This window comes from Thermomicrobium sp., from assembly GCF_053493975.1.
Genome location: NZ_JBRBZA010000015.1, coordinates 75,695 through 100,694, shown reverse-complemented (window position 1 = coordinate 100,694; position 25,000 = coordinate 75,695). Strand labels below are relative to the sequence as shown.

The following is a 25,000-nucleotide window of genomic DNA, read 5'->3' as shown; positions in this document are numbered from 1 at the left end:
ACGATGCACGCACTCTGGGCTCAAGCGCGCATGGAAGTGCGGCTCACTTTGCGCAGTGGGGAAGGACTCCTCGTCACCCTCGTCATACCGACCGCGCTGCTCGTCTTCTTCGCACTGCTGGGTCTAGCGCCCAATCAGTACGCGCGACCGATCGATTTTCTGCTACCCAGCATGCTCGCCCTGGCAGTGATCTCGATCGGCTTGGTTAGCCTCAGCATCCGCACGGCATACGAGCGCCATTACGGTGTCCTCAAGCGGCTCGGAGCGACGCCGCTCGGCCGTGGTCGCCTGATCGTCGCCAAGATCGCCTCGGTGGTCACGATCGAACTCCTGCAGACGGTGTTGCTCGTCGCGGTCGCCCTCGCCTTTGGCTGGCGCCCGACTGGCTCCGCGCTGTTCGCCAGCTTGGTTCTTCTCCTCGGGACGGCAACCTTCGCCAGTCTCGGCCTACTGATCGCGGGAGCGGTGCGCGCCGAAACGACGCTCGCTCTTTCCAACGGGCTCTACCTGCTTCTCATATTGCTCGGCGGTATCGCTTGGCCAGTCGAACACCTACCCGGTCCGCTCGCACTGGTCGGTCTTCTCCTCCCTTCCAATGCGCTGGCCAGTGCGCTCCGTTCGGTCTTGTCACCGGTGCCCGCGATTCCTCTTACCCAACTCGTGGCGCTCGTCCTGTGGACAGCCCTTTTTCTCGCGGTCGCCAAGCGTACCTTTCGCTGGGAGTAGCCATCAAGAACATTCGTCGATCAGGTGTTCGATCGCCAGGGAACGGAGTGCCTCGAGCGGGAGATCGGGCAATGGCCGGGGAGCGACCGTCCAACGTCGCTCGCGCCAGGTAAACGACACCTGCCGCTCGCTCGTGACACGCAGCCGCCCATTACCCAAGGTCGCCGCAGTCACGGCCTGCAAGGCGTCGGCCAAGTGAGTGAGCGCCGGATCATCGCTCACCGTCACGTGGAGATCATCGTCTTTCGGGTGAACCCTCCAAAGCAGGCCGATGTGCTGGATGAGCCGCGCGCCGATGACGATCCACCCACACAGCTCCCCGTGGAAATTGGTCGCCTCGCGCTCGTATTCGGCCAGGCGCTCGGGACTGTCCCAGTCGATGAGATACCGATCGCGCGAACTTCGGGCGGAAAAGATGCAGTCCCAACTCGGCGAGTACCGTTTCAGATCGACGATCGGCGTTCCATCGATGAAGTCGAGCGGTGCGACCCGTAACCGCAATCCCTCCACAGCCAGCAGGCGTGTTGCCGTCAAGGCGATCGGATTCGGCCGGGCGACCGAACGGAGACCGAACACACCGCGCCGTCGACGCGCCGGATCGTACTCCGGCCGCACCAACTCCAGGCGCTCGCGGTCTGCGTCGACGAACCAACCGAGCACCCAGAGGTGACTGTTCTCCTCGATCCGCAAGAGGCCATCGGTGAAATCTGGAAAGATCTCGATCTCTGCCTCGACTCCCTCGGGAGGCATGAGGCGTCGATCAGCGATCGGTGAGTGGACGACCCCAATGGGAACCAACCGAAAGGCTTCGTCGTTCACCTTGCCTGCTCCTCTGCGTCGTGCTCCGTTTCACGCGCGCACTTCGACGGTGATGCGATGCCAACCGGTCGCTCCATCGGGGAGCGGCGGCCGCTCCCGCTCTTCTTGGAGTCGACCGTCACCGTCCCAGGCGCGCACCACCAGGCGAGCACGTCCTTCTCGATTCGGACGCCAGGCGCTCCACCAGCGCACCCAGGAATACGGCGAGAGCGGACTCTCCAATTCGGCTGATTGCCAGGTGGCTCCTCCATCGACCGACACCTCGACACGCTGGATCCCGCGCGTTCCAGCGAAGGCGATACCACCGATGAGCACCTCCTGCCCGAGTGTCAGCACGCTCCCACCTCGGGGCGTATCGATGCGCGAGTGGATCTGGACGATCGCACTGTCGCTCCAGCCACGCTGTTGCCAGTACCCGAGGTAGTCGAAATCGACCAACTCGATCTCGGTGATCCACTTCACATTCTTCATGCCGTAAATACCCGGCACGACGAGGCGCAAGGGAAACCCATGTTCACGCGGGAGAGACTCGCCATTGAGACCATAGGCCAAGAGCACTGCAGGATCCAATGCGACCGAAAACGGGATGGAATCCGAGTAGTCATCGGCTGCCCGCAGCACGACGTCGACCAGTGGGTCCACCGGTTCCGCCTCCAACAGGAGATCGCGCAAGCGCAGACCGATCCACTCGCCGGTACTGATATACGGTCCCCAGACGTCATTGCTGATGCACTCGAGCGTCGAAATCATGCGCACCGCTGGTCGAGATCGCAAGGCCGCGAGATCAAGCTCCAAGGGGCGACGGACTCGTCCGCTGACCCGCAGCCGCCAGCGTGCGGGATCGACCTCCGGATCGGCGACATTCTTGGACACGACGTAGAAATCAGCGAGCGGTGTAATAGCGGGCGAAAGCCCACGCTCATCGACCGCGCGGGGCGCGCGCGACCGCGCCCCCAAACGAGTGAGGAGCCGACCAGCAGCCACCAGCCCCAACACGGCGCCTACACCGAGGAAGATGTGGAGCAAGCGCCGCCGGGTTTGCGAACTCGGTTGCGTCTCGGCAGAAACGATCGCCAATCCACTGACGAGAAAGAACGTACTCCCGGTCGCGACGACCAAGACGGTCGAGAGCGTCCCGCCGTACTCGTACGCGATCCAGGCTGCGCTGGACCACAGCACGACAGCGAGCGCTCCGAGTAACCAGATGCGGGCACGCCCTCGCAGCACGAGAGTCATCAATGCGGCAATGAGTGCGAACAGGGCCAGCGTTCCAACTACGGCGAGCGGCTTGGCCGCATTTTCGGCACGTCCGAGTATCCGACCGAAAAGGCCGACCGGAAGGATCCGCGTAGTCGCATCGAGGACCGCCCGGAGCAGCGTCGCGGCACCGACGAGCCACTCCACGAGGAGCAGGATAGTACCCCAGAGGAAGCCGACGACGGCTCCGGTGGCCAATCTCGACAATCGGTTCTGGTTCATCGCGCCCGCCTAGTCTCGTACGACCGAAGTTGGCTGAGGAAGGAAGCGACATCGAACCGGTCGAGGCGCTGCCGCGCAACCTCAGCGCCGCTCGTTTCCGCGACGACGTACACCGTCCCGACACGCACCATGATGCCGGGCGACTTCGGGTGGACGAGGAAGACGAGCGCGCTCGTCCGGCGCACCACCTCGTATCCTCGCTGCTCCAATGCTCTCACCACGCTCTCCTGGAGATCCATGTGCAGCCTCCTCATGAAGTCTAACCTCTGCCGGTAACCGATCGAGCTTCTTTCACCATTTGGAAAATCGACGCGAGTCGGGAGTAGTCTTCGCAGCAGCTTCCTGGTCTCCGGATGGTCGGCACCGCTATCGTCGGGAATCGACATCGCGAACCGTGACAGTGCTGCGACTCGTCTGTGAGCGACCGCTCCAGTCACGCGGCTCGATACACTGGCTCGCACGTCTCGAACGCTCGGCATCCACCGAGCGCTTGCCCATCGGTCACCCGCTCACCCGCCGATCGACGACCCAGTACACCCACTTTTTGCTCGAAGGCGAATCCGTCGCTCGACTCGCATCCGACCGACTCGAACCAGACCCGAGTTACCGGTAGGCCTGGCGCATCGTTCAGCGATCTTCTCGCCGGCAATCGTCATGGGCATCACGAGACTGAACGGCGCAGGTGACCACGGCCGCAGACTCGAGTCATTGTCTCCCGGAAAACCCCCTCGATCCGGTACAATCCAGACCGATCGAGCGTGAGCGGCGGGGAACGAAGGACGATACCATGACCGAACGACCCGAGCAGGCAGTGTCCGTTCCTGACTTGCCGACCGAATTCAGCGAGATCGAGATGCGCTGTGCAGCTTGTAAGACGATTTGGTCGGCGCCGGTCGCCCGTCGCATCAACGTCGCCACACATCCCGATGCACGATACGGAATTCTCCTCAAAACCATCCACTGGACACGCTGCCCGCTGTGCAAGGAACCGCGCCAGATCGAGACGATCTTCGAATATTACGATCCTGAGCAGCGACTCCTGATCCAGGTGCGACCAGAGTGGGAGATCCACGCCGGGGGTGGAGAAGACTGGTACTGGGCTCGTTACGAGGATCTCGTCCTCGAGTATCGCGATGTCGACGTCCGTGTCGATGTCGTGTTCGGTTTGGACGAGCTGATCGCAAAATACTTGGGTGGCGAAGAGGCAGTTGCAGCTGCACGCAGCTGGTGGGAGCAGCGACGGCAGGAGCAGAAACAGTCATGACACGGCCGCTTCCCGCACCCCTTCCGGAGCGATCGGTCATCGAAACCGCGCAGCCGCATATCCAGTTGCCGGTGGTGACGGCACTCGATTGGGTAACTCGTCTGGCCCCACTTCTCGGACAGATACTGCAGCGCTCGGCGGATCGAGGTTCCCGGCGATCGGTACCGCCGCTCACCCCCTTTACCGTCGTCGAGAGTCTGCGTATCGAACTCATCGAGCACGCGGACGGACGACGCGAGTGGCAGCTCGAGCACGTCAAGATGGCAGCGCCCCGGCGTCGTCGGCTTCCGGGACGCTGGTCGCTCGCATTTCCGCTGCTCGGGCTGCTCACGGTGATCGTGGCACGGGTCGCCCGTTCAGCGACCCGCTGACGAACGCGAGCCCGGTGCGAGCCCGGGGATTCATTCGCTCTCGCGCAGCTTCCGCTCTCGCACCGGTGCGGCCCCCTCCTCCGCCGAGCGCGGCCGGTCACCGATCTCCTCAGCGAGCACGTGGGTCGCTTCCTCCACCGCCTCGGCTTCTTCCGCCTCCTCCAGCACGACGACGACCACGTCCGGATCGGTCTCGAGTTCGACGCCGACTGGCAGCGGGATCTCACCTGCATGAATGGCTGTGCGCTCGCGAGAAAGCAAGCTCAAGTCGACCTCGATATGCTCCGGAACGGCATCCGGAAGCGCCCGAACCTCCAACTCTGGCGTCTGGATAGTGACGACACCGACGACATCCGGAGCCAATTCACCGACGGTGATGACCGGCACGGTGACCGTCACGGGTCGAGCCAGGTCAGGAGCATAGAACTCCACGTTCAGAATTTCGCGGGTGACCGGATGCAGCGCGACCTCACGAATGAACACCGGATACGTCGTCCCGTCGACGACGAGATCCACGAGTCGCGCGGTCCCAACGCGATGGAATGCCCGCTCGAACTCGCGCTCATCCACCGCGACCGGAATCGGCTCAGGAACGACCGGTCCCGCAATGACACCCGGCGTCTTCCCGAGCCGGCGCAGGCGCTTGACCTTTTTCCCGAAAACCGTACGACGTTCGCCATTCACTACTGGATGCTCAGTCATGATCGCCCGCTCCGTCTCTTCGCCTTCCCACCCTGCACCATGTCCACCACCATGGTAGCCTACACGAACACCCAGTCCTCGCCAAATCGTCGGCCTCTCGCGAGCCTCGCGAGCAAGGGGAGACCTGCTCCCAGGCCAGAACGAATTGATCATGGTTCTGCGTGACGCGAGTCACGATCGGTCAGCAGGATGAACGTCAGCTCGATTCGTGACCTTTAGGGGAGACGTCCGGCCGGCGTCATCTGCCAGAGTGCAGATGACGCACGACCCTACCGGGCGCCTGGAAACGGATCGACACTCGTGGAACCGCGGTCAGCACGACAATCGGAGAGTGACCCACCAGTCACTGAACTTCTCCTGTACGTCGTTGTGGCTGCCCGAGTACTCGGGCTTCTGGAGCAGAGGCTGATGACCCAGCCCCCCTCACTCGAGCGCGAAATCACCGCGCTGCATCTCCTGATCGTGCTCGGCCCGCTCCGCGCCAGCGAACTAGCTGCACTCTTGGGCATTTCGCGCGCCGCTGCAACACGTCTGATCGATACGCTGGAACAGGCTGGACTGGCGCACCGGGAACCTGATCCTCGGGATCGGCGAGCGATTCTCGTCGCCGCCACTCCGGCAGGGCGCCTAGTGGCTCTTTCGGAAATCGCTCCACCGGCAGTGATCAGCCTCGCCGCGAACCGTTTGCCACCCGAGATATCGGCTGCGCTCTCCAGAGGACTAGAAAGGCTTCTCGGGGAACTCACTCAGGGGCTCCCCGAAGCACGCCGTCATAACGCGACTTCCTCGCGTGTGCGCCGCTCGAGGAACGGAACCACACAACCCAGTGCCGACACCGCGGCGCCAACGACGAGCGGCCAGCCCGAGGCCCGCCCAGCGAACTCGGTCAACCAGCCACTCGCCAATGCCCCGAGTACCACGCCGAGGGAATAGAGCGCGTAGAAGACACCGAACGCCCGTCCACGCATGCCCGGTGGTGATCGACGCGCCACCTCCGCCGTCACCGTCGGGAAGAGCAGTCCGAATCCGATGCCGAAGATCGCAGCACCGATCAGGGTCAGCTGCTCGAGAGCGTTTGGCGAAACCGAGCGTACGGCACTCGCGACCAGCAAGCCGATACTGATGAGCGAGAGTCCCCCTGCACTCGCCTGAAGGCCAGCGCGGCGCAGGAGACGGCTCGGCAGCGGACTGATCATGACGAGCGCGGCCAAAATACCGTACGTGCTGAACGCTGCGCCACGAACGGAAGCAGGAATCCCGAGGAACTCGAGCCGCTCTGGTACGTGCGTGACGAAGATGCCGAGCGCGATGGCAAAAGCGAGTATCGTCGCGAATGGGCCGATCTCTTGCCGGACCAACCCACTCCATCCCCCGGTCGTGGAGGGCTCCCGATCGCGCACCCGTCCACTCCGGGCGATGCGCTTCCAGAAACCCAGGAGAACGATGCCGGCCCCCGTGAGAACGAGAGCATCGAGGAGGAAAACCGCAGCGTATCCGACGCGCTCCTGCAGGATTCCAGCCACAGCCGGTGCGACGATCGCCGCCAGTGCGATCATCGCGCCATTGGTTCCCATCAGCCGCCCGCGTTGCTCAGGCGGGGCTAGATCTCCCACCAAGGCGAACGCCCCGGGAGCCAAAACTGCGACCACGACGCCATGAACGAGCCGAAGACCGAGTAGTTGCCCAGGTGTGCGCACCAGGGCATAGCACGCGACCGTCAGAGCGGTGAGCAGGAGACTCGCCAAGAGCGGCCTGCCCCGCCCAAACCGATCCAGGAGCGCTCCAGCGACCAGATTCGCGCCCAAATTCGCCATCGAGTAGGCGGCGACGATCAGCCCGACGAGTGCCGGGCCCGCGCCGAGCGTCGCCGCATACGGTGCAGCGATCGGATACTGGAGAAAGAGATCGAAGAAAGCAGCGAAGACGAGTAGGCGAATCACCCAGAAAAGCGTGCCCTGCGAGGGGCGAGACCAACCGACGAGCTGCTCTCCCATACTCGCTCCTTCCCTCCGCTGATCATACGCGAATGGCGCGAATTGAGCAGATCTCGAATAGTAGCTCATGGCAAAATGATCCTGATTCGGCAAACCAGCATCGGACCTTTCGCACAGTTCACCACACCTCGATCGCTCGAGAAGATCGGAACGGCCGGTTGACCTCAGCGACAATTTTTGCTATAGTGTGACTGGCCGTTCAGTAGAAGTCCTGACGATAGGGAGGGTACCGTGGTGAGCACGATCAGTGCTGCACGAGAACGAGTTCAGGCGGCCGCCGAGCGTTTGTTCGCCGAGCGCGGTTACAAGGCTGTGACACTGCGCGACATCGCGCAGGAACTCGGGATTCGGCAGGCGTCGTTGTACTATCACTTCCCCGGCGGGAAGGAAGAACTCTACGTCACCGTGACCGAGCGCGGGCTGCAAGCCCATCGCGAGGGGCTGGAGCAGGCGATCGCCGGAGCTGGTGCATCACTGGAAGCCGGACTCCGCGCGGTGCTGCAGTGGCTGGCTAGCCACCCGCCGGTCGACCTTGCGCGTATGCTCTTAGCCGATTTCCCGGCCATCTCCGAAGAGCACCGCAAGCGGTTGATCGAGCTGGCGCTCGATTGCCTCGTTCGCCCGATCGAGAATCTGCTCCAAGCAGCGCAACAGCGCGGTGAGGGACGTTCAGTCGATACCCGTTTCGCAGCCCTGGCGATCCTCTCGACCGCGGAAGCGATGCATGCCAATGCACGTTTGAGCGGCAAGGAAGCGAGCGAACTGGTCGAGACGGCTTTGCCGGTCCTTCTCCAGGGATTGCGCGCCTAAGCGCTCGACGCTCGCGCAGCTTCGGGGAACGAGCCGGGGTGCTGCACACGGCCGGTGCCCCGGCTCGTTTCGTGCTAGGCTCGGCATCACCTCGGGCGAAATCAGCGCCTCCTCAAGAGAGCGCCCCAAAGAGCTGAGTCCGTTCTGTCTCCGGATCGATGCGACCGGTATTTCGCAGAAAAGTCTCACACGCAGCACCGCACGAATCGACCAGCTGCAAGCCGGGTTCGCCCGCTTACCGCATGAAGACAGCACGTCCGATTTTCACCCGAGAACCTCGGTCAGCAGGCTCACGCCAGCTTTCCGCGCGCTGCAGCATGTGTCCCGACGATCCGCGACGATCCTCCGTGCGGTGCACGAAGTCCGCGGCGCTCGAGACGCGGTGCCTTGGCAAGCTGGAAAGCGAAGGCTATACTGCTAGGGGAGACTCGATTCGCTGTCGAGAGATGGATAGCATCGGTTCAATTGCGTCGTATCGGGTCAAACAATGATTAGTTCATTTCCCTGGGAATCAGTCGGGATAGAGCACGACAGCGCTTGGAACGAGACACTCGCCCGCTACGGTCGGAGTTTTTGGCTGGCGAGTCGCTTTTTGCCGCGCGAGACGAGACACCACGTGACCACCATCTATGCGTTCTTTCGCCACCTGGATGATATCGCAGACACTGGGCGGTTGGAACCACAGCTGGCCGAAACGATGCTGCGCAGCTGGCAAGCTTGGCTGGTCAGTCACTTCGCCACACCGGTACCGAATCCGTCGCTCGCTCGAGCGGTCGCGCGTGTGTACACGCGGTACGGTCTTCCGGCCCAGTACGCCTGCGACCTGATCGACGGACTGCTGGATGATCTCTTCCCTCGACGCATTCGATCGCACTCCGAGCTCTATCACTACTGCTACCGAGTCGCCGGTGCGGTCGGACTGACGCTGGCTCCTCTCCTGGGTGTTCACTGTCGACCCGGGCTATCGGCCGCGAATGCACTGGGTATCGCGATGCAACTGACCAATATCGCACGAGACGTGGGCGAAGATCTTCGTCGCGGGCGGCTCTATCTCCCGATCGAAGATCTCGCCCGCTTCGGCGTCGACCCGAGCGAAGTGGAGCGACTGGCGAACGAGTTCCGTCCACCCGATCACCGACTGCAAGCCGTGATCCGGCTCCAGGTGGCGCGGGCCCGTCAGTTCTACAGGCAGGCGATCCGTGGTTACCCGTGCCTGCCGCCTCGCGTTCGCCTCGCCATCATCGTGTCCGCCGAAGTCTACGGCGCGATCCTCCACGTCATCGAGCGCAACCAATACGACACCATACGGCTGCGGGCAGTTGCCGGCTACGATGACAAAGCAGCGGCTCTGCTCCGAGCCTGGAAAATCCATCGTCGTCTCTCGCGCGGAGGAAACTGCCCATGTCCGAGCTTTGGCATCGCTTGAGCGAGCCTTTCCGCTCACCGGAACACCAACCGATCGAGTTGCCTGGTCGATCACCGGCATTCATCTTGATTCACGGATTCATGGGTACACCGGCCGAGTGGCGACCACTCGCCGAAATCCTTCACCGTCAGGGCTTCACGGTTTCGGCACCGCTTCTGCCAGGATTCGGTGCCCGGATCGTCGAACTACCCGCGGTGACGCTCCGCGATTGGGAGGATACGCTCCTGCGGGCCGCCAGCCGGATCTCCTCGCATGTGGTCATCGTCGGCTTCTCGCTCGGCGGTGCACTCGCGACCTTACTCGCGGCACGCTTACAACCGGCTGCGCTGGTTCTCCTCGCTCCATTCTCACGAATGCCCCTGCCCTTCTGGTACCGGTGGCTGATCCCACTCTTCGAACGATTCAGCGCCGGCCCGCGACCATTCGCCCGCGTCGACTTCGATGACCCAGCCGTCCGGCAAGCGCTTTCCGGATGGAATCCCTTGCTCGATCCCTCGGATCCACTGGTGCGCGACGAGTTACGGTCGCTCCGCTTCCCCTGGCGTCTGCTGCGCGAACTCGCGATGACCGCGGAGCGCGCCCGTCAGGCAGCTCGATCGGTCGAGAGCCCAGTCTCCATCGTTCAGGGCCGCAACGATACGACTGTCTTGGCACGCGATACCCGGAAGTTCGTCCGCGCGTTCGGGAACCTGCGATTCTTTATCGAAACGCCGGGTGATCACCAACTCGTCCGGCCCGAACACCCCGCTTTTCCGCTCATGTCGCGACTGCTCATCACGTTGGGGGAAGGGATCGGCGGATGAGCGGTCGCGCTTTCTCACGGTTGCTCTCGACTCTCGTGATCACCGCGCACAGCGTCGCATTGGCACGACTCGTCCACTCCGCTCGCCAGCGCCTGCGGCACACCCTCCTTTCGGCGAGTGACGCTCGACCACCCAATGAGCGCGTCGTCGCGATCGTGCCAGTCCTGAATGAACAGAGTCGGTTGGCACCCTGCTTGGAGGGATTGATAAGCCAACCGCCGCTCGTCTCCGCCATCGTGGTCGTCGACACCGGGTCGAGCGATCGAACAGCCCAGCTAGTCACCGCCTACCAGCTGCGCGATCCACGCGTCCGCTGGCTTTCCGTCGGTTCACCGCCGGTTGGATGGAACGGCAAGGTGTGGGGCCTGGTAGCTGCCTGCCGGGAGTTCCCAGCGAACTGGTACCTGATCGTCGACGCAGATGTGCGGCCGGCACCGACCCTCGCCGAGCGGATGCTCGCGCTCGCTCTGCAGCACGGCGTCACCTGTGGGAGCGTCGCCCTCCATCAGCGACCGATGCCGGACATCGGTAGTTGGCTCCTCCATCCCGCTTTCCTGACCACTCTCGTGTATCGCTACGGAGTACCCGGCCGACTCTTTTCCGAGCCCGGCGACGCCTTGGCCAATGGGCAAGCCATGCTCCTGCACCGTCGGGCCGTCGAGGCGCTCGACGACCTCCGCTCTCTCGCCCACAGCAACGCCGAAGATGTAGCAGCGGCGCGTCGACTCGTGCAGCTCGGTCACCGGGTCGCCTTCTGGGATGCGCTGGATAACTCCTACGTCACGATGTATCGGGACGGTCGAGCGATCTGGCACGCTTGGCCGCGCTCGCTGCCTGCGCATGAGGAGCGGCCCGTTTGGCGGCACCTGCTGGACATGGCACTTCTCCTCGGCACCCAGGGTGCCTGGTTGCCGCTGTTCTTGGCGAGCCGACGCGATGCTGCCTTGCGGCCAGCCGCTCTTTTCGCGCTCGCGGTTCGGCTCGGGATGGCATGGGGAATCCGACGCGCTTACCCACGGCGACCGATCTGGTACTGGCTTGCCCCCTTGGCTGATCCGCTGGTGGTGGCTCGCTTGGTGACCAGCGCCTGGAACCGGCAGCCGACCTGGCGTGGACGAGCGATCGGAAAGGACGTGCAGCATGCGCGCGAGTCGCTTGGCGTGGGCTCTCTATAGCGCTTATGTCGTAGCGCTCCTCTTCGGCGTGGGAGGAATCGCGATCGCACTCCAGCGACCGGACCTGTGGGCTCATCTCGAACTCGGCCGCTCCGTCTATGGTTTCGGCATGCGGTGGGGCGGCGTCGGCTACATCGTGCTCGGTGCTGCCGCGCTTTTCGTTTATGCCTGGAGTGCGATCGGCCCACGTCGAACGCTCACCTTCTTTCTGCTCAGTGTCGCCATCTCCTTGAGCGCCGAACTCATCGGTACCAGCACTGGCTGGCCCTTCGGTAACTACAGTTACACGAGCGGACTCGGCTACAAGATTCTGGGTCGCGTGCCGTTCACCATCCCGCTCTCCTGGTTCACCGTTGGGCTCGCGTCCTATCTTTTGGCGCTTCGGCTGCGCCGATACTTGCCCCGTCGCGGGTCATTCTGGCCTTCAGTGCTCGCTGGCGTTTGGCTTCTAGTCGTTTGGGACCTCGTGCTCGATCCGGCGATGGCGCACGAGGCGATGCAAGCACGCTTTTGGGTGTGGCATCAAACCGGTTCCTACTTCGGGATGCCGGTCATCAACTTCGCCGGTTGGGCTCTCACCGGAATCGCGTTCACAGCCGCGAGCCGCTGGGCCTGGCGCGCCGAACCCGTACTCCGCTCCGCGAGCTTCCCGTATGCCATCTACGCCGCCAACATCCTATTTGCGAGCGCCTTGTGCGCAACGGTGGGACTGTGGGGACCGATCGCGCTGGCGTTCGTTGCCGGCCTGCTCCCCGCAACGCTGGCACTCTTCGCCGCTGACCGGACACGTGTTGGCACACACCGTGCGGATCGGCAACAGCCCGAACCTGTGGTGGAGCACATCTCTTGGCTCGTGCTCCGCAGCCTTGCCCGTCTCACCCTCCGTCGACCGATCGCCTTCCACACCGCCCAGCCTCTACCGTCGGGGCCAGCGATCCTAGCTGCTCAGCACGTTCATCACCTCGACGATGGTCGAGCTCTCCTGGCGACGATCGATCGCCCGTTGCGATTCCTGGTAGCCCTCGATTGGGTACCCGATCGACGCTGGCGTCGCTTGATGGAACTGCTCTGCCGGACCGCTGGCTGGCCGACGATCGTCCGGCCGCGCGAGATCGACCGACCAGGACAGATCTACTCGCCACGAGAGGGACAGCGCCTCCTCGTCGGCGGCCTGCGCGAAGCAGTCCGGCGAGTTGCCGCTGGTCAGTTGCTGGTCGTCTTTCCGGAGGGATATCCGCTGATCGACCCGCATCTTCCGGCACGTCGCAGCGAGAACGATCAGCTCGCCCCAGGAGCCGTCTGGATCGCCCGTGCGGCGGCAGCCCGAATCGGCACCTCGATTCCTGTCTACCCCGTCCAATTGGAGACCACTGGCTCCCCGATCGTGATCACGATCGGGGAACCGCTCCTGGTCACGAGCCACACCGACGTTGCACAGGCGACACGTGAGCTCGAGATCGCACTGCGAGCGACGCAGTCGGTCGCGGCGCGCTTCGACGAACATTTGGCCACGCAGCTCGCTGGAGAGGAGCGCTGAATGACGCGCGTCGTCGTCATCGGAGCAGGATTCGGTGGACTCGCTGCAGCAGTTCGCCTGCTCGCTGCTGGGTACATGGTGACCGTCGTCGAGGCCCTGGAACGACCCGGGGGTCGAGCTGGCTATCTGGAATTGGGCCCCTATCGCTTCGATACGGGACCGACGCTGATCACGCTTCCCTCCCTCCTCGACGAACTCTGTCGACTCGCCGGAACGACCCTCGAGAACGAACTCGAGCTGATCCGGCTCCGACCAGCGTATCGGATCTTGTTCAGCGATGGAGCCTGCTTCGACTACTGGGGGGATCCAGAGCTCGATGAAGCGGAGATCGCTCGGTTCGACCCCGCTGCCGTTCCTGCCTTTCGGTCCTACATGAACGCGACCCGCCGCATCTACGAGCGGGCGTTCGGCGATCTCGCCCGCGAACCGTTCGATTCGTTGTTGGGTTTCCTGCGGGTGGTTCCCGAACTCCTCGCGCTGCGGGCACACGAAAGTGTTTACCGGTTCGCCGGTCGGTTCTTCGGCGAACCGCACCTCCGTATGGTCTTCTCTTTCCATCCGCTGTTCATCGGCGGTAACCCGCTGCGGGCGAGCGCGATCTACAGCATCGTCCCCTACCTGGAACGGTTGGAAGGGGTCCACTTCGCGCGGGGCGGCATGCGCGCTGTGGTCCTGCTTTTGTCCCGCCTCGTCGAGCGACTGGGGGGAGAGATCCGCTACGGGTCACCGGTGACTCGAATCCTCACCGACCACCGCGGAGCCGTGTCTGGGGTCGAACTCGCCAATGGGGACCTGGTCCCGGCGAGAGCTGTCGTCGCCAATAGCGATGTGGCGACCACCGTTCTGGAGCTGGTGCCACCAGCGACTCGTCCTCGTCTTCTCCGGCTCATGCTGGCGCGAGCGCGCTACTCGATGAGTTGTTATCTCCTCTATCTCGGAGTCGCTCGGCGCTACGAGCGACTCAGGCACCACACGATCATCATGCCGCTCGACTACGAACAACAATTGCGGGAACTCTTCGACGGCAATGGCACGCTCTCCGAACTCGCTTACTACCTGCATGCTCCCGCGCACACCGACACGAGCTTCGCCCCTCCGCAGCACGAGAGTCTCTACATTCTCGTTCCGGTCCCGCATCTCGGGAAGACCGGTGATTGGTCCGCTGAGCAACGACGAGCCTTCCGCGACCGTGTCCTGACGACGTTGGAAGCACTCCACGGACTCGAGGACCTGCGCGAAGCGATCACCGCCCAGGCCGAGTGGACGCCGATGGAATTTCGCGACGTTCTTCGCAGTCGCTACGGCGCGGCCTTCTCGTTCGAACCGACGCTCCTGCAATCCGCCTACTTCCGACCGCACAATCGCTCCGGCATCCCGGGCCTTTACTTCGTCGGCGCTGGCACGCACCCCGGCGCAGGTCTGCCCGGCGTTCTGCTCTCTGCCGCCGTTACGAGCCGTGTCTTGCGCGAGGACATACCACCGGAGAGAGATCGGCTCGTCTTGACAGCCGACATCGTGGCCGGAGAGAGGGGGACACGATGAACAGTCGAGGCATACCGTCGAACGTCACCATCGGCGAGAAGGAAATCGTGGTCGCCGAGGTGCTCGGGTTCTGTTGGGGCGTTCGCCGCGCCCTGGAAATCGTGCGGAACGCCGCCCGCGAGCGACCCGTCGCGGCACTCGGTGACATCATCCACAACCCGATCGTCGTCGAGCAATTGACGCGCGAGGGTGTCTTTCCGGTGACCGACCCGGTCGATGCCCGACGACGCGGGCTCGATCGCGTCGCGATCACCGCCCATGGCGCCCCACCGACTCGCTATCAGGAGGCGTCGGCCTACGATCTCGAGGTCATCGACACCACGTGCCCGCTGGTCACGAAAGTACAACGATTGGCTCAGAAGCTGGCTCTTCAGGGTTACTTTCTCGTCGTGTACGGGGACGCACAACACCCTGAAGTGCGTGGTGTCCTGGGTTGGGCAGGGACCGAACGTGCCTGTGCGGCCAAGAGTTTTCAGGACCTGCCTTGGGATGGGCCACGGGGTACCGGGGCATTGCAGCCACCGCCACGCAAGGTGGCCGTCATCGCCCAGACGACCAAACGAACCGATGAGTTCACGGCGTTCGCGCAAGCACTCGCTGCTTGGGTGCTCCCACATGGTGGGGAATTGCGCGTCGTCAACACCATCTGTCAGCCTACCTGGGAACGACAGGAAGCGCTCGCTCGCTTGGCTCGCACGGTCGACCTCGTATTGGTGATCGGTGGACGCAAGAGCTCCAATTCTGCCCGCCTCGTCGAAGTGAGTCGATCATTGGGCACCCCGAGTCTCCTCGTCGAACGACCCGAAGAGCTCGATCCTGCGCTCCTGGCTTCTGTCCGTCGCGTCGGCATTACGGCTGGAGCCTCCACACCCGATGAGGTGATCCTGGCCGTTATCGAGGAACTCGTCCGTCTCGGCTTTTCCCCACCTCAGCGCCTCTGGCGGGACGACGATCCGGACGTCGAAGAGTTCGCCGACTGACCCACACCACCCTCCGATGCTAGACTGCACCGTGCATGGTCGGTGAGCTGGCAACCCCAGAAGGGACAGCACGGTGACGAGAATATCGACCAACGCGACGGCAGAGATCGATCGGGAAACACGCGATGCTGCCGCAGCCCTCGAGCAGGCCCTCCGCTGGCGGATCGAGGGTGAAGTTCGCTTCGACCTTTACTCTCGGATGCTCTACAGTACCGATGCCTCGAATTACCAGATCGAACCGCTCGGCGTCGTCATCCCCCGAACCTACGACGATGTGCGGACGACCCTCGAACTGGCGCGCGAGCATCGCGTTCCAGTCCTCCCACGCGGTGGTGGCAGCAGCCTCGCGGGACAGGCGGTCGGGAGAGCAGTCATCATCGACTTTTCGAAATATCTGAACGAGTTGCTCGAGATCGACCCGTCCGCTCGCCTCGTCCGCGTTCAGCCGGGCATAGTGCTGGCTCAGCTCAATGCACGCCTTCGTCGGTATGGCCTGATGTTCGGTCCCGATCCCGCCAGTGCCGATCGTGCGACGATCGGTGGGGTTATCGGGAACAACGCGTCAGGATCGCACTCGATCCTCTACGGCATGACAGCTGACCATGTGGTAGAAGCCCACACGTTGTTAGCGGATGGCACCGAGCTGAGCTTCCGTGCCCTCTCGTGGGAGGAGGTAGAGCGACGCGCAGCGACCGAGTCGCGTGAAGGACAGCTGTACCGCGAGCTCTTGCGGCTGCGCGCAGAGTACGGGGAAGCGATCGCCCGCGAGTATCCCAAGCACTGGCGACGAGCGAGCGGCTACGGGTTACCCGTCCTCCTGGAGCCCCAACTCAACGTGGCCCGGCTCCTGGCGAGTTCGGAAGGAACCCTGGCCGTCGGGCTGGAATACACGCTTGCTCTGGTTCCCGTGCCTCAGCACACCGGCCTGGTTCTCCTCCAATTCGACGACCTCGTCGCTGCGATGGAGGCGGTCCCCTCCCTGCTGGAGACCGATCCAGCAGCAGTCGAGCTCATGGATGGCATGTTGATCCGGCTCACCCGGGAACAACCGGGTTACGCACCCCGCATCGCTTTCTTGCGTGGCAATCCGGAAGCGCTGTTGATGATCGAGTACTTCGCGGAAAGCGAGCCCGAACTCCGCGCGAAAATCGAACGGCTCCTCGCCATGACCAGCGAAAAACGGTTGGGTCGCGATCCACTCGCCATCCTCGACCGCCAGCAGCAAGCTGATGTCTGGGCAGTCCGCAAGGCCGGACTGGGCTTGCTCTACAGTATCCGGAGCGATTTCAAGCCGATCGCCTGTATCGAGGACGTGTCCGTGCCAGTCGAGCATCTTGCCGACTACGTCCGCGAGATCCTTCGTCTCGTGGCCGAGCATGGTACGACCGCTGCTTTCTATGCTCATGCCAGTGCCGGTTGTCTCCATGTGCGGCCATTGGTCAACCTCAAGACCGCCGAAGGCGTGCGCATCATGCGAGCCCTGACCGAAGGGTCGCTCGCCCTGGCCAAGCGATTCGGCGGTGTGTTGAGTGGAGAGCACGGTGACGGGCTCGCGCGGGGTGAACTGAACCCGCTTCTGTTCGGCCCCACTCTCTATCAGTGCATGCGGGAACTCAAAGCGGCCTTCGACCCGCTGCGTCTCCTGAATCCCGGCAAGATCGTCGATTGCCCACCGCTCGATCAGCATCTCCGGTATGGCCCCGATTACCGACCATTGGAACCCAAGACCTACTTCCGCTTTGCGCACGACGGCGGTTTTCTCCGTGCGATCGAGATGTGCAATGGCGCTGGGGTCTGCCGCAAGCTCGGTACCGGGACCATGTGTCCCTCGTACATGGCGACGCGCGACGAGCGAGATACGACTCGAGCACGAGCGAACGTCTTGCGGAACGCGCTGGCTGGGCGCATCTTGACCGTTCGTCACTTCACTGATCCCCGCACCTATGACGTGCTCGATCTCTGTCTCTCCTGCAAGGCTTGCAAAACGGAATGTCCTTCCAGCGTCGACATGGCTCGCATCAAAGCGGAGTTTCTGGCCCACTACTACGCAGCTCACGGCACGCCTCTGCGTGCTCGCGCGTTCGGTCATATCCATCTCCTCAACCGCATCGGTTCCCGGACGGCTCCGATGAGCAACCTGCTCGCCCGCAGTCCTCTCGGTGCGGTGGGCAAGCGCCTGCTCGGCGTGCACCCGGAGCGAGCTTTACCCACGTTCGTTCGTGTTTCCTTCGATCGCTGGTTCCGGGAACAGCACGTCCCGCAGACCGATGGCCTGCGCGGCCCCGTCGTGTACTTCCACGATACCTTCGTCACCTATAACTACCCGGAGATCGGCCGGGCGACGGTCGCGCTTCTCGAAGCGGCTGGCTATCAGGTGCTCGTCCTCGAACGGCGCCGTTGCTGCGGCCGACCGATGATCTCCAAGGGTCTCTTGCGCGACGCTCAGCGGCTCGCGCGGGAGAACGTGGCTCTCTTGGCACCCTTTGCCCGTGCGGGCATTCCGATCGTCGGTACCGAGCCGAGCTGCATCTTGAGCTTCCGCGACGAGTATCCTGACCTGTTACCGGACAGCCCGGACGTTGCAGCCGTTGCCGAACGCAGCTTCCTCATCGACGAATTCCTCACTCGGGCGATGGAACACGAAGGCTTGCAGCTTCCCTGGCGATCCGATCCGGGTCCACGCGTTCTCTTCCATGGCCATTGCCATCAAAAGGCGCTCATCGGTATCAAACACACGATGAGCCTGTTGCGCGCTGCCGGTTGCCAGGTCGAGGACAGCGGCGCCGGATGCTGCGGGATGGCCGGCTCGTTCGGCTACGAGGCCGAACATTACGAGATTTCGCGCAAGATCGGGGCGGATCGTCTGTTCCCCAAAGTCCTCGAGCAGCCGGACGATGCGGTGATCGCCGTCATGGGCGTCTCCTGCCGGGAGCAGATCGCCCACTTCACGGGACGTCGACCGTTCCACGTCACCGAAGTACTGGCCCAGCGGCTCGATCGCACGCATCATTGAGGGCAGCCACAGCACGCAGGCGAAACCGGGAGACGAGGATGACGCCACCCGAGCATGCGCCGACACGCTGGTCAGCCTTGGTCGATGCTGTGGTAAGCGCCGTGACGCGCTCGCGCAGCCGAACAGGACAGCCACTCGATCCGGCACTGGTCGAGGAGCTGCGGATCGCGCTCGCCGCTCGACGCGAACTCGGCCCGGACTACGATCGGGAACTGGCCGAAGCCTTTCTCACGGAAGTGAACCGGGCACTCGAGGAGCGTGTCGAACAGCTTTGGCGCCAGCACGAGCGACGACGACGGCGGACCGCGATCGGCCGCGGTCTCTTGCTCACCGTAGTACTGCTGACCTCGGTTCCTCTTACATTCGTCGCTGGTGTGACGACCGGAGTCACCGGCATCGTCGTGGTCTGGGTCGGCCTGATCGTGCTCACAGCACTCGCGCTGATCCTGCTGCGCGGTCAATGACGGCTCGCCGCTGGTGCCTTCGCGTCCTCGTAGAGTCGCGCCCGCACAGCGAGGACATCGGCTCGGAGTTGCTCATCGGTCCGCAGCTGTTCCTCTACCTTGTCCACGCCGTGGAGAACAGTCGTGTGGTCGCGCCCTCCGAGTCGCTGGCCGATCTCCACCAGAGAAAGTCCCAGCTCCTCGCGCAAGAGATACATCGCGATCTGGCGCGGCAGGACGATCTCGCGACGCCGGCCTGGGCCGACGAGCTCTGCCAGAGAAACTCGGAAGTGTTGGCAGACAGCCTGCAACACGAGTTCGGGCGTCAGCTGTTCGCGTACTGCTCGTGCGTCCCCTTCACGGAGTGCCTCGACAGCGAGCGCCAGGGTGATCGGCTGGTGTGTCAATTGGGCCAGCGCGACGATCCGATTGAGCGCCCCTTCCAACTCCCGGATATTGCTCTCGATCCGCCGAGCCACGAACTCCACGACATCCGACGGCATCTGGACACCAAGCTCGCGCCCCTTCTCGATCAGGATCGCTTGGCGTGTCTCGAGATCGGGTGGCTGGATGTCCGCGAGAAGCCCGCCCTCGAAACGGGACCGCAAGCGATCCGCTAAATCCGGAATGAGGCGCGGCGGTCGATCACTGGAAATGACGATCTGCTTCCCTGCCTGGTAGAGTGCATTGAATGTATGGAAAAACTCTTCCTGTGTGCTCTCTTTTCCGGCGATGAACTGAATGTCGTCGATCATCAAAATATCGATGGTTCGATACCGATTACGGAAGTCGTCGGTCCGCTGATGTCGAATGGCATTGATGAGCTCGTTCGTGAACACTTCCGACGACACGTAGCAGACCTTGAGGGTGGGCCGGTTCGCCAGCGCACGGTGACCGATGGCATGCAGAAGATGGGTCTTCCCCAGACCGACGCCTCCGTAGATGAACAGGGGATTGAATTTCTCCCCGGGGCGATCAGCGACTGCCAGGGCCGCGGCATGAGCCAGGCGATTGTTCGGCCCGACCACGAACTTCTCGAAGGTGTACCGGGGATTCAGGCCGTGCTCGGGGGAAGGTGTCAACGAGAGCTGCTTGGAGGCCGCCCCTTCCTCATTGGCCAGCGCCCGTCGCTGTGGACGACGCTGCGCCGGGTGTTCCTCGTCCTCCTGTCCGTGAACCGTGAAGTGAACCGCGATCGGGCGCCCCAAGAGGAGCGACAAGGTTTCTTGGATATCGGCAGCGAACTTATTGCGTAACTGCTCGGCAGCGAAGCTGGAGGGTGCAGCGATCGTGGCTCGTTCCCCCTCGAGCGTGACCAACTCCGTATGCTTGAGCCACGTCTCGAAGTTGGCCCGCGAAACCCGCTTGGCCAGATCCCCGAGAGCGACCTGCCAAAGCTGTTTCGTCCGCATCGCTGCCCCCTGACCGCTGTGTACGTACACCTTGGCTGCATCCTAGCATGCTGCATCCTGCCTGGCAACCTGTGCCAGGAAGTCGCAACTGACACCCTGATCACGTCGAGCCGGGCGCATGCCCGGCTCGAACGCGGGAAGGGGAGGGGTGGAGCGGTGTGTGCACCATTTGGTGTGCTGCAGTCGTTCACCTTCATTATACGTCAAGCTGCAGTTACCGGATCACCGGCCGATTTGAATCGACATTTTCGAATGCTTTGAAAACTTCGAAAGGAAGGCGTACACTGGCACGGGATGAGTCCTGTGTCGGAGGTGAAGGCGTGGAGCAGCGTGACGAGATCATCGAAGCGATCATTGGCGAGATGCGTGAGATCGTCGCCTCCTTGCACCGGCGCAGCCCGCCGCCCTTGCTAGCTCGGGATCTCTCGATGGCCCAACTCAGAGTGCTCTTCGCACTCGCCTGCCGCGGCCCCCTCACGGTCAGCGAGGTCGCCGAGCGACTCCGCATCAGTCCACCGACGGCGAGCCATTTGATCGAGCGCTTGACTCAGCTGGGATTGGTGACGAGGCGCGAAGACGAGCGCGATCGTCGGCGCACGCTCGTCGGTTTGACAGCCGACGGCCGAGCAGTGCTCGACCAGTTGCGCCAGGGAAGCGAGCACACCTGGCGAGACCTCTTGAGCGACCTGGCAAGCGAGGATCTGCTGGCATTGCTGCGTGGGCTCCGTGCGCTCGCCAGAGCCGCCCGTCGAACGAGTGACGAGACGATGGAACGGGAGAGCTGAATATGGAAACGCAAACGGTTCGCGAGACAACTGCAACCGAACGGGCGCAGACCGAACGAAGTCGGCTGGCTTTGATCCTTCCAGGCCTTCTGCTCGGTATGTTGCTCGCTGCACTCGATCAGACGATCGTCGGAACCGCGATGCCGCGTGTCATTGCCGAACTTCGAGGGCTCGAACACTACGCGTGGGTCTTCACTGCCTATATGCTCACATCGACCGTCACGGTACCACTGTACGGAAAGCTCTCGGATCTCTACGGTCGCCGAACCTTTTTCCTCTTCGGCATGATCGTCTTTCTGATCGGTTCTGCACTTTCGGGAATGGCGCAGAGCATGACCCAATTGATTCTCTTCCGCGCTCTCCAAGGCATCGGAGGCGGTGCTCTCTTCCCGATCGCCATCGCGATCGTCGGTGACCTCTTTCCGCCGGCCGAGCGCGGTAAGTGGCAAGGACTGTTCGCTGCCGTCTTCGGTTTCAGCGCCATCATCGGACCGAGCCTGGGAGGCTGGATCACCGACAACTGGGGATGGCGATGGGTGTTCTACGTCAACATGCCGGTCGGCGCCCTCGCTCTGCTCACGACCGGCCTGACGATGCCGAAGCTAGCCAGCGGGCGACAACATCGTATCGATTATCTCGGTGCCGCTCTGCTCGTCACTGGCGTGACACCGTTGCTCCTCGCTTTCTCCTGGGCAGGAACGGAATATCCGTGGGATTCACCACCGATCATCGGTCTCTTCGCGGCGAGCGCGCTCTCTCTCGTCCTGTTCGTCGCCGCAGAACTGCGAGCACCGGAGCCGATTCTGGATCTGCGGCTGTTCCGGAATCGGATCTTCACCCCCACCCTGCTGGCAGCCTTCCTCATCGCCATCGGGATGTTCGGGACGATCCTTTACCTCCCGCTCTTCGTGCAAGCGGTGCTCGGCCGGACAGCGACCAATTCCGGCGCAGTTTTGACCCCGATGATGCTCGGGTTCGTCTTTTCCAGCATCGTCGGTGGCCAGATCCTCTCGCGCACTGGACGATACAAGATCCTCGCCATCAGCAGCGTGGCCGTCGCGGTCATCGGTATGTTTTTGCTCTCCCGGATGGATGTCACGACGAGCGGCGCGACCGTCGTCCGCAATATGATCATTCTCGGGCTCGGTATCGGGACGACGATGAGCCTCTTCACGATCATCGTCCAAAACGCTTTCCCCGCCCAGCGACTGGGAGAGGTCACCTCGGCACTCACCTTCTTTCGCTCGATCGGCGGGACCGTGGGCGCCGCAATTCTGGGAACAGTGATGACGAACCGATTCCAGCATGAGCTCACGACTCGCATTCCCGATGCGATCCGCGCGAGTATCCCTGCTCAACAACTCGACGCGATCGAGAATCCGCAGGTCTTCATGAGCCCAGAAGCGATGCAGCAGATGCAGCAGCAAGCTGCCGCGTTCGGCCCACGGGGGCAGGAGATGCTCCAACTCTTGCTCACTGCTGTTCGCGAATCCCTGGCCAGCGCGATCGACACCGTGTTCTTCGTGGGGATGCTCATCTTGATCGGCGCGTTCCTCCTCACCCTCTTCATCCCGGAAATCCCTCTCCGCCGCCGCTCGCCGGGTGGAGCACCGTTGGCTCACTGACGAGTCGAAAGAGTCGTTCCGGCCAGTCGTCATTGCAGAGCGACTGGCCGGAACAGCCGCCACGGGAGAAGCAGGAGCGAGCCGAGGCGCGACGACCACTGCCGAGAGACCTCGCTCGCACTCGAGCCGTGTTTTCGGTGGTCGCGACGAACGGTTTCCGCCATGACTGGAGCCGGAGCGAGCGAAGCGAGAGCTCCCTGCTTGACGAGCAGCTGCTTCAACAGTAGACTTGGTCCTCGCAAAGGAATCGGTGGGACCGATGCTGCTCCCGAACTGGTACGACCGCGATCACAGCCGATTGCACTATTGTCTGGTACCCCCTTGCCCGACGATGATCGGGGTCTATTCCTTCTGGCCTCGTATCTGCGACTGTAGCCTCCGTTAGAGGTTCTCCCGACCTCTCATCGCTCACCGAGTGAACGAAGAACGCGAGTGGTTTTCCGCTGTCACGCACGGCAGCAGGAGCCTGTCCGCGATGGTTCGACGTGTGCGGAGGAGAGTCATGACCGTTCGCACCAACGGTATGCTCGTGAAGGAAGCCGTTTCCAATCTCGCAGCGGCGATTCGCGCCAATCCTCGGCTCGCGACCGGTACGACGACCGTGCGTGTCCATTGGCAAGGCGGAACGCGAGCGATCGGCCACGTGCGCCAGTTCGAACCTATCGTCATCGACGAACCCCCAGCCTTCGGTGGTACGGACCGCGGACCCAATCCTGCAGAACTGCTGCTGGTCGCGCTCGGTGCTTGCCAGGAACTGACACTCGCTGTCCTGGCTGAGCAGCTCGGACTCCGGATCGAGACGATCGAAGTCGAGGTCCAGGGCGAACTCGATCTGCGAGGCTTCCTGGGTATCGATCGCGCGGTCCGACCAGGGTTCCAGCGTATCGAGATGACCGTGCACATCACGAGCCCGGAACCGGAGGAGCGTCTCCGCGACCTACTCGACCTCGCTGACCAGCTCTGTCCGGTATCCGACATGCTCCGCCATCCAGTTCCGACCGAGACGATCCTCGAGGTATCTCGCCCGATGAGTACCGGTGCCGATCGTGTCTTGACCACACGCTGACGGTGCGATAGAGTATGGATGGCAGCTCAGTTGTCACGAGAGGAAAGGGGAGGTCTCAGGATGGCGACACTGGAGATTGATCCGCGTGTTGCTGCCCGCGGGTACGCCCATCCGGAATCGCTCGTGACGACCGAGTGGGTCGCCGAGCACCTCACCGACCCGAATGTGCGCATCGTGGAGAGCGACGAAGACGTCCTGCTCTATGAACTCGGGCACATTCCGGGCGCTGTGAAGGTCGACTGGCATACCGATCTGCAAGATCCCGTCGTTCGCGATTTCATCGGCCCGGAGCAGTTCGCGGAACTGTGCTCCCGGTTGGGCATCACCCCGGAAACGCGCGTCGTATTCTACGGCGACAAGAACAACTGGTGGGCCGCGTACGCCTTCTGGTTCTTCCGTTACATGGGCCACGGTCCATTGTCCATCATGGACGGCGGACGCAAGAAGTGGGAGGCCGAAGGTCGACCGATGACGCGCGAGGTTCCCACCTATCCTCGCACCAACTATCCGGTACCGAAACCGAATCCTGAACTCCGCGTCTTCCGTGACGAGGTGCTCGCCTTCATCGGTTACCGAGACCGCCAGAAGGTCAGCGAGCCGCGTGGTGCCTTGGTCGACGTGCGCAGTCCCGGCGAGTACCGCGGCGAACTCCTGCACATGCCGGACTACCCCCAGGAAGGAGCGCTCCGCGGTGGCCACATCCCGGGTGCTGCCAATATCCCCTGGGCACAGGCTGTCAACGAGGACGGCACATTCAAGTCGCCGGAAGAGCTCCGCAAACTGTACGAGAGCCAGGGCGTGACACCGGACAAGGAAGTGATCGTCTACTGCCGCATCGGCGAACGATCCTCGCACACTTGGTTCGTGCTTCATGAACTGCTCGGCTATCCGAAAGTCCGTAACTACGACGGCTCATGGACCGAGTGGGGGAACGTCGTCGGAGTTCCGATCGAGCGGTAAGCGACAGGGTGCGGCTCCACCGCACCCTGTCGCGCCTTCGCTCGAGTTGGCTCCGGCCGGTCCGGTGC

At 63.0% G+C, this 25,000-nt stretch carries 22 protein-coding genes and 1 pseudogene; 17 read left to right on the top strand and 6 right to left on the bottom strand.

Annotated features, from left to right (window positions below; all coding sequences use genetic code 11):
- Positions 1-3: 3 nt before the first annotated feature.
- On the top strand, positions 4-726 hold the full coding sequence (locus tag ACWIVK_RS03585) for an ABC transporter permease (protein WP_448575186.1): 723 nt from the start codon (positions 4-6) through the stop codon (positions 724-726).
- A 3-nt stretch (positions 727-729) separates the two neighbouring features.
- Here the strand turns inward: ACWIVK_RS03585 and tsaA are convergent, their stop codons facing one another.
- From tsaA to ACWIVK_RS03570, 3 genes are read right to left on the bottom strand one after another with little or no spacing between them, the layout of a single operon-like run.
- On the bottom strand, positions 730-1,545 hold the full coding sequence (tsaA, locus tag ACWIVK_RS03580; RefSeq protein ID WP_448575185.1) for a tRNA (N6-threonylcarbamoyladenosine(37)-N6)-methyltransferase TrmO: 816 nt from the start codon (positions 1,543-1,545) through the stop codon (positions 730-732).
- Positions 1,546-1,575: 30 nt separating this feature from the next.
- A complete protein-coding gene (locus ACWIVK_RS03575; RefSeq protein ID WP_448575184.1) occupies positions 1,576-3,024 on the bottom strand; it encodes a molybdopterin-dependent oxidoreductase in 1,449 nt (482 codons plus the stop codon).
- Positions 3,021-3,263, bottom strand: coding sequence for a hypothetical protein (locus ACWIVK_RS03570; RefSeq protein WP_448575183.1), 243 nt, complete (start codon positions 3,261-3,263; stop codon positions 3,021-3,023). The genes ACWIVK_RS03575 and ACWIVK_RS03570 overlap by 4 nt, the downstream gene beginning before the upstream one ends.
- 548 nt (positions 3,264-3,811) lie before the next feature.
- On the opposite strand from ACWIVK_RS03570, the gene ACWIVK_RS03565 reads away from it, so the two are divergent.
- Together ACWIVK_RS03565 and ACWIVK_RS03560 are read left to right on the top strand one after the other, a co-directional pair.
- Complete coding sequence (locus ACWIVK_RS03565; RefSeq protein ID WP_448575182.1) at positions 3,812-4,288, top strand: CpXC domain-containing protein; 477 nt, start codon at positions 3,812-3,814, stop codon at positions 4,286-4,288.
- Positions 4,285-4,659 carry a hypothetical protein gene (locus ACWIVK_RS03560; protein WP_448575181.1) on the top strand — a complete coding sequence of 125 codons (375 nt, stop codon included), beginning with the start codon at positions 4,285-4,287 and terminating at the stop codon, positions 4,657-4,659. The genes ACWIVK_RS03565 and ACWIVK_RS03560 overlap by 4 nt, the downstream gene beginning before the upstream one ends.
- A 30-nt stretch (positions 4,660-4,689) precedes the next feature.
- Here the strand turns inward: ACWIVK_RS03560 and ACWIVK_RS03555 are convergent, their stop codons facing one another.
- On the bottom strand, positions 4,690-5,361 hold the full coding sequence (locus ACWIVK_RS03555; protein ID WP_448575180.1) for a 50S ribosomal protein L25: 672 nt from the start codon (positions 5,359-5,361) through the stop codon (positions 4,690-4,692).
- A 408-nt stretch (positions 5,362-5,769) separates the two neighbouring features.
- On the opposite strand from ACWIVK_RS03555, the pseudogene ACWIVK_RS03550 reads away from it, so the two are divergent.
- Positions 5,770-5,973: pseudogene (locus ACWIVK_RS03550) on the top strand (MarR family transcriptional regulator); the annotation flags it as partial.
- Between the two features lie 158 nt (positions 5,974-6,131).
- On the opposite strand, the gene ACWIVK_RS03545 reads toward ACWIVK_RS03550, so the two are convergent.
- Positions 6,132-7,355, bottom strand: a complete 1,224-nt coding sequence (locus ACWIVK_RS03545) for an MFS transporter (protein ID WP_448575179.1) — start codon at positions 7,353-7,355, stop codon at positions 6,132-6,134.
- Between the two features lie 234 nt (positions 7,356-7,589).
- Between ACWIVK_RS03545 and ACWIVK_RS03540 the strand changes: the two genes are divergently transcribed.
- The 9 genes from ACWIVK_RS03540 (at position 7,590) to ACWIVK_RS03500 (ending at position 19,105) form a co-directional block, all read left to right on the top strand.
- Positions 7,590-8,165 carry a TetR/AcrR family transcriptional regulator gene (locus tag ACWIVK_RS03540; RefSeq protein ID WP_448575178.1) on the top strand — a complete coding sequence of 192 codons (576 nt, stop codon included), beginning with the start codon at positions 7,590-7,592 and terminating at the stop codon, positions 8,163-8,165.
- 487 nt (positions 8,166-8,652) lie between these two features.
- Positions 8,653-9,591 carry a phytoene/squalene synthase family protein gene (locus ACWIVK_RS03535; protein ID WP_448575177.1) on the top strand — a complete coding sequence of 313 codons (939 nt, stop codon included), beginning with the start codon at positions 8,653-8,655 and terminating at the stop codon, positions 9,589-9,591.
- Complete coding sequence (locus ACWIVK_RS03530) at positions 9,567-10,394, top strand: alpha/beta hydrolase (RefSeq protein WP_448575176.1); 828 nt, start codon at positions 9,567-9,569, stop codon at positions 10,392-10,394. The genes ACWIVK_RS03535 and ACWIVK_RS03530 overlap by 25 nt, the downstream gene beginning before the upstream one ends.
- A complete protein-coding gene (locus ACWIVK_RS03525; RefSeq protein ID WP_448575175.1) occupies positions 10,391-11,569 on the top strand; it encodes a glycosyltransferase family 2 protein in 1,179 nt (392 codons plus the stop codon). Before ACWIVK_RS03530 ends, ACWIVK_RS03525 begins: the two co-directional genes overlap by 4 nt.
- Complete coding sequence (locus tag ACWIVK_RS03520; protein ID WP_448575173.1) at positions 11,535-13,106, top strand: carotenoid biosynthesis protein; 1,572 nt, start codon at positions 11,535-11,537, stop codon at positions 13,104-13,106. The genes ACWIVK_RS03525 and ACWIVK_RS03520 overlap by 35 nt, the downstream gene beginning before the upstream one ends.
- Positions 13,107-14,648, top strand: coding sequence for a phytoene desaturase family protein (gene crtI, locus ACWIVK_RS03515; RefSeq protein WP_448575172.1), 1,542 nt, complete (start codon positions 13,107-13,109; stop codon positions 14,646-14,648).
- Positions 14,645-15,628, top strand: a complete 984-nt coding sequence (gene ispH / locus ACWIVK_RS03510; protein ID WP_448575171.1) for a 4-hydroxy-3-methylbut-2-enyl diphosphate reductase — start codon at positions 14,645-14,647, stop codon at positions 15,626-15,628. The genes crtI and ispH overlap by 4 nt, the downstream gene beginning before the upstream one ends.
- Positions 15,629-15,701: 73 nt before the next feature.
- A complete protein-coding gene (locus ACWIVK_RS03505; protein ID WP_448575170.1) occupies positions 15,702-18,641 on the top strand; it encodes an FAD-binding and (Fe-S)-binding domain-containing protein in 2,940 nt (979 codons plus the stop codon).
- 38 nt (positions 18,642-18,679) lie between these two features.
- On the top strand, positions 18,680-19,105 hold the full coding sequence (locus tag ACWIVK_RS03500; protein ID WP_448575169.1) for a hypothetical protein: 426 nt from the start codon (positions 18,680-18,682) through the stop codon (positions 19,103-19,105).
- Here ACWIVK_RS03500 and dnaA read toward each other — a convergent pair.
- Positions 19,099-20,496 (bottom strand): chromosomal replication initiator protein DnaA, encoded by a 1,398-nt coding sequence (gene dnaA / locus ACWIVK_RS03495; protein WP_448575168.1) that lies wholly within the window; start codon positions 20,494-20,496, stop codon positions 19,099-19,101. The genes ACWIVK_RS03500 and dnaA overlap by 7 nt on opposite strands.
- A gap of 320 nt (positions 20,497-20,816) precedes the next feature.
- Here dnaA and ACWIVK_RS03490 point away from each other — a divergent pair, with 320 nt between their 5' ends.
- From ACWIVK_RS03490 to ACWIVK_RS03475, 4 genes are all read left to right on the top strand, one after another.
- Entirely contained in the window at positions 20,817-21,281 is a 465-nt protein-coding gene (locus ACWIVK_RS03490; protein WP_448575167.1) for a MarR family winged helix-turn-helix transcriptional regulator, read from the top strand.
- Positions 21,282-21,283: 2 nt separating this feature from the next.
- A complete protein-coding gene (locus ACWIVK_RS03485) occupies positions 21,284-22,906 on the top strand; it encodes an MDR family MFS transporter (protein ID WP_448575165.1) in 1,623 nt (540 codons plus the stop codon).
- A gap of 502 nt (positions 22,907-23,408) precedes the next feature.
- Positions 23,409-23,972, top strand: a complete 564-nt coding sequence (locus tag ACWIVK_RS03480; RefSeq protein ID WP_448575164.1) for an OsmC family protein — start codon at positions 23,409-23,411, stop codon at positions 23,970-23,972.
- Between the two features lie 60 nt (positions 23,973-24,032).
- Positions 24,033-24,932, top strand: coding sequence for a sulfurtransferase (locus tag ACWIVK_RS03475; protein WP_448575163.1), 900 nt, complete (start codon positions 24,033-24,035; stop codon positions 24,930-24,932).
- The last annotated feature ends 68 nt before the right edge of the window (positions 24,933-25,000 follow it).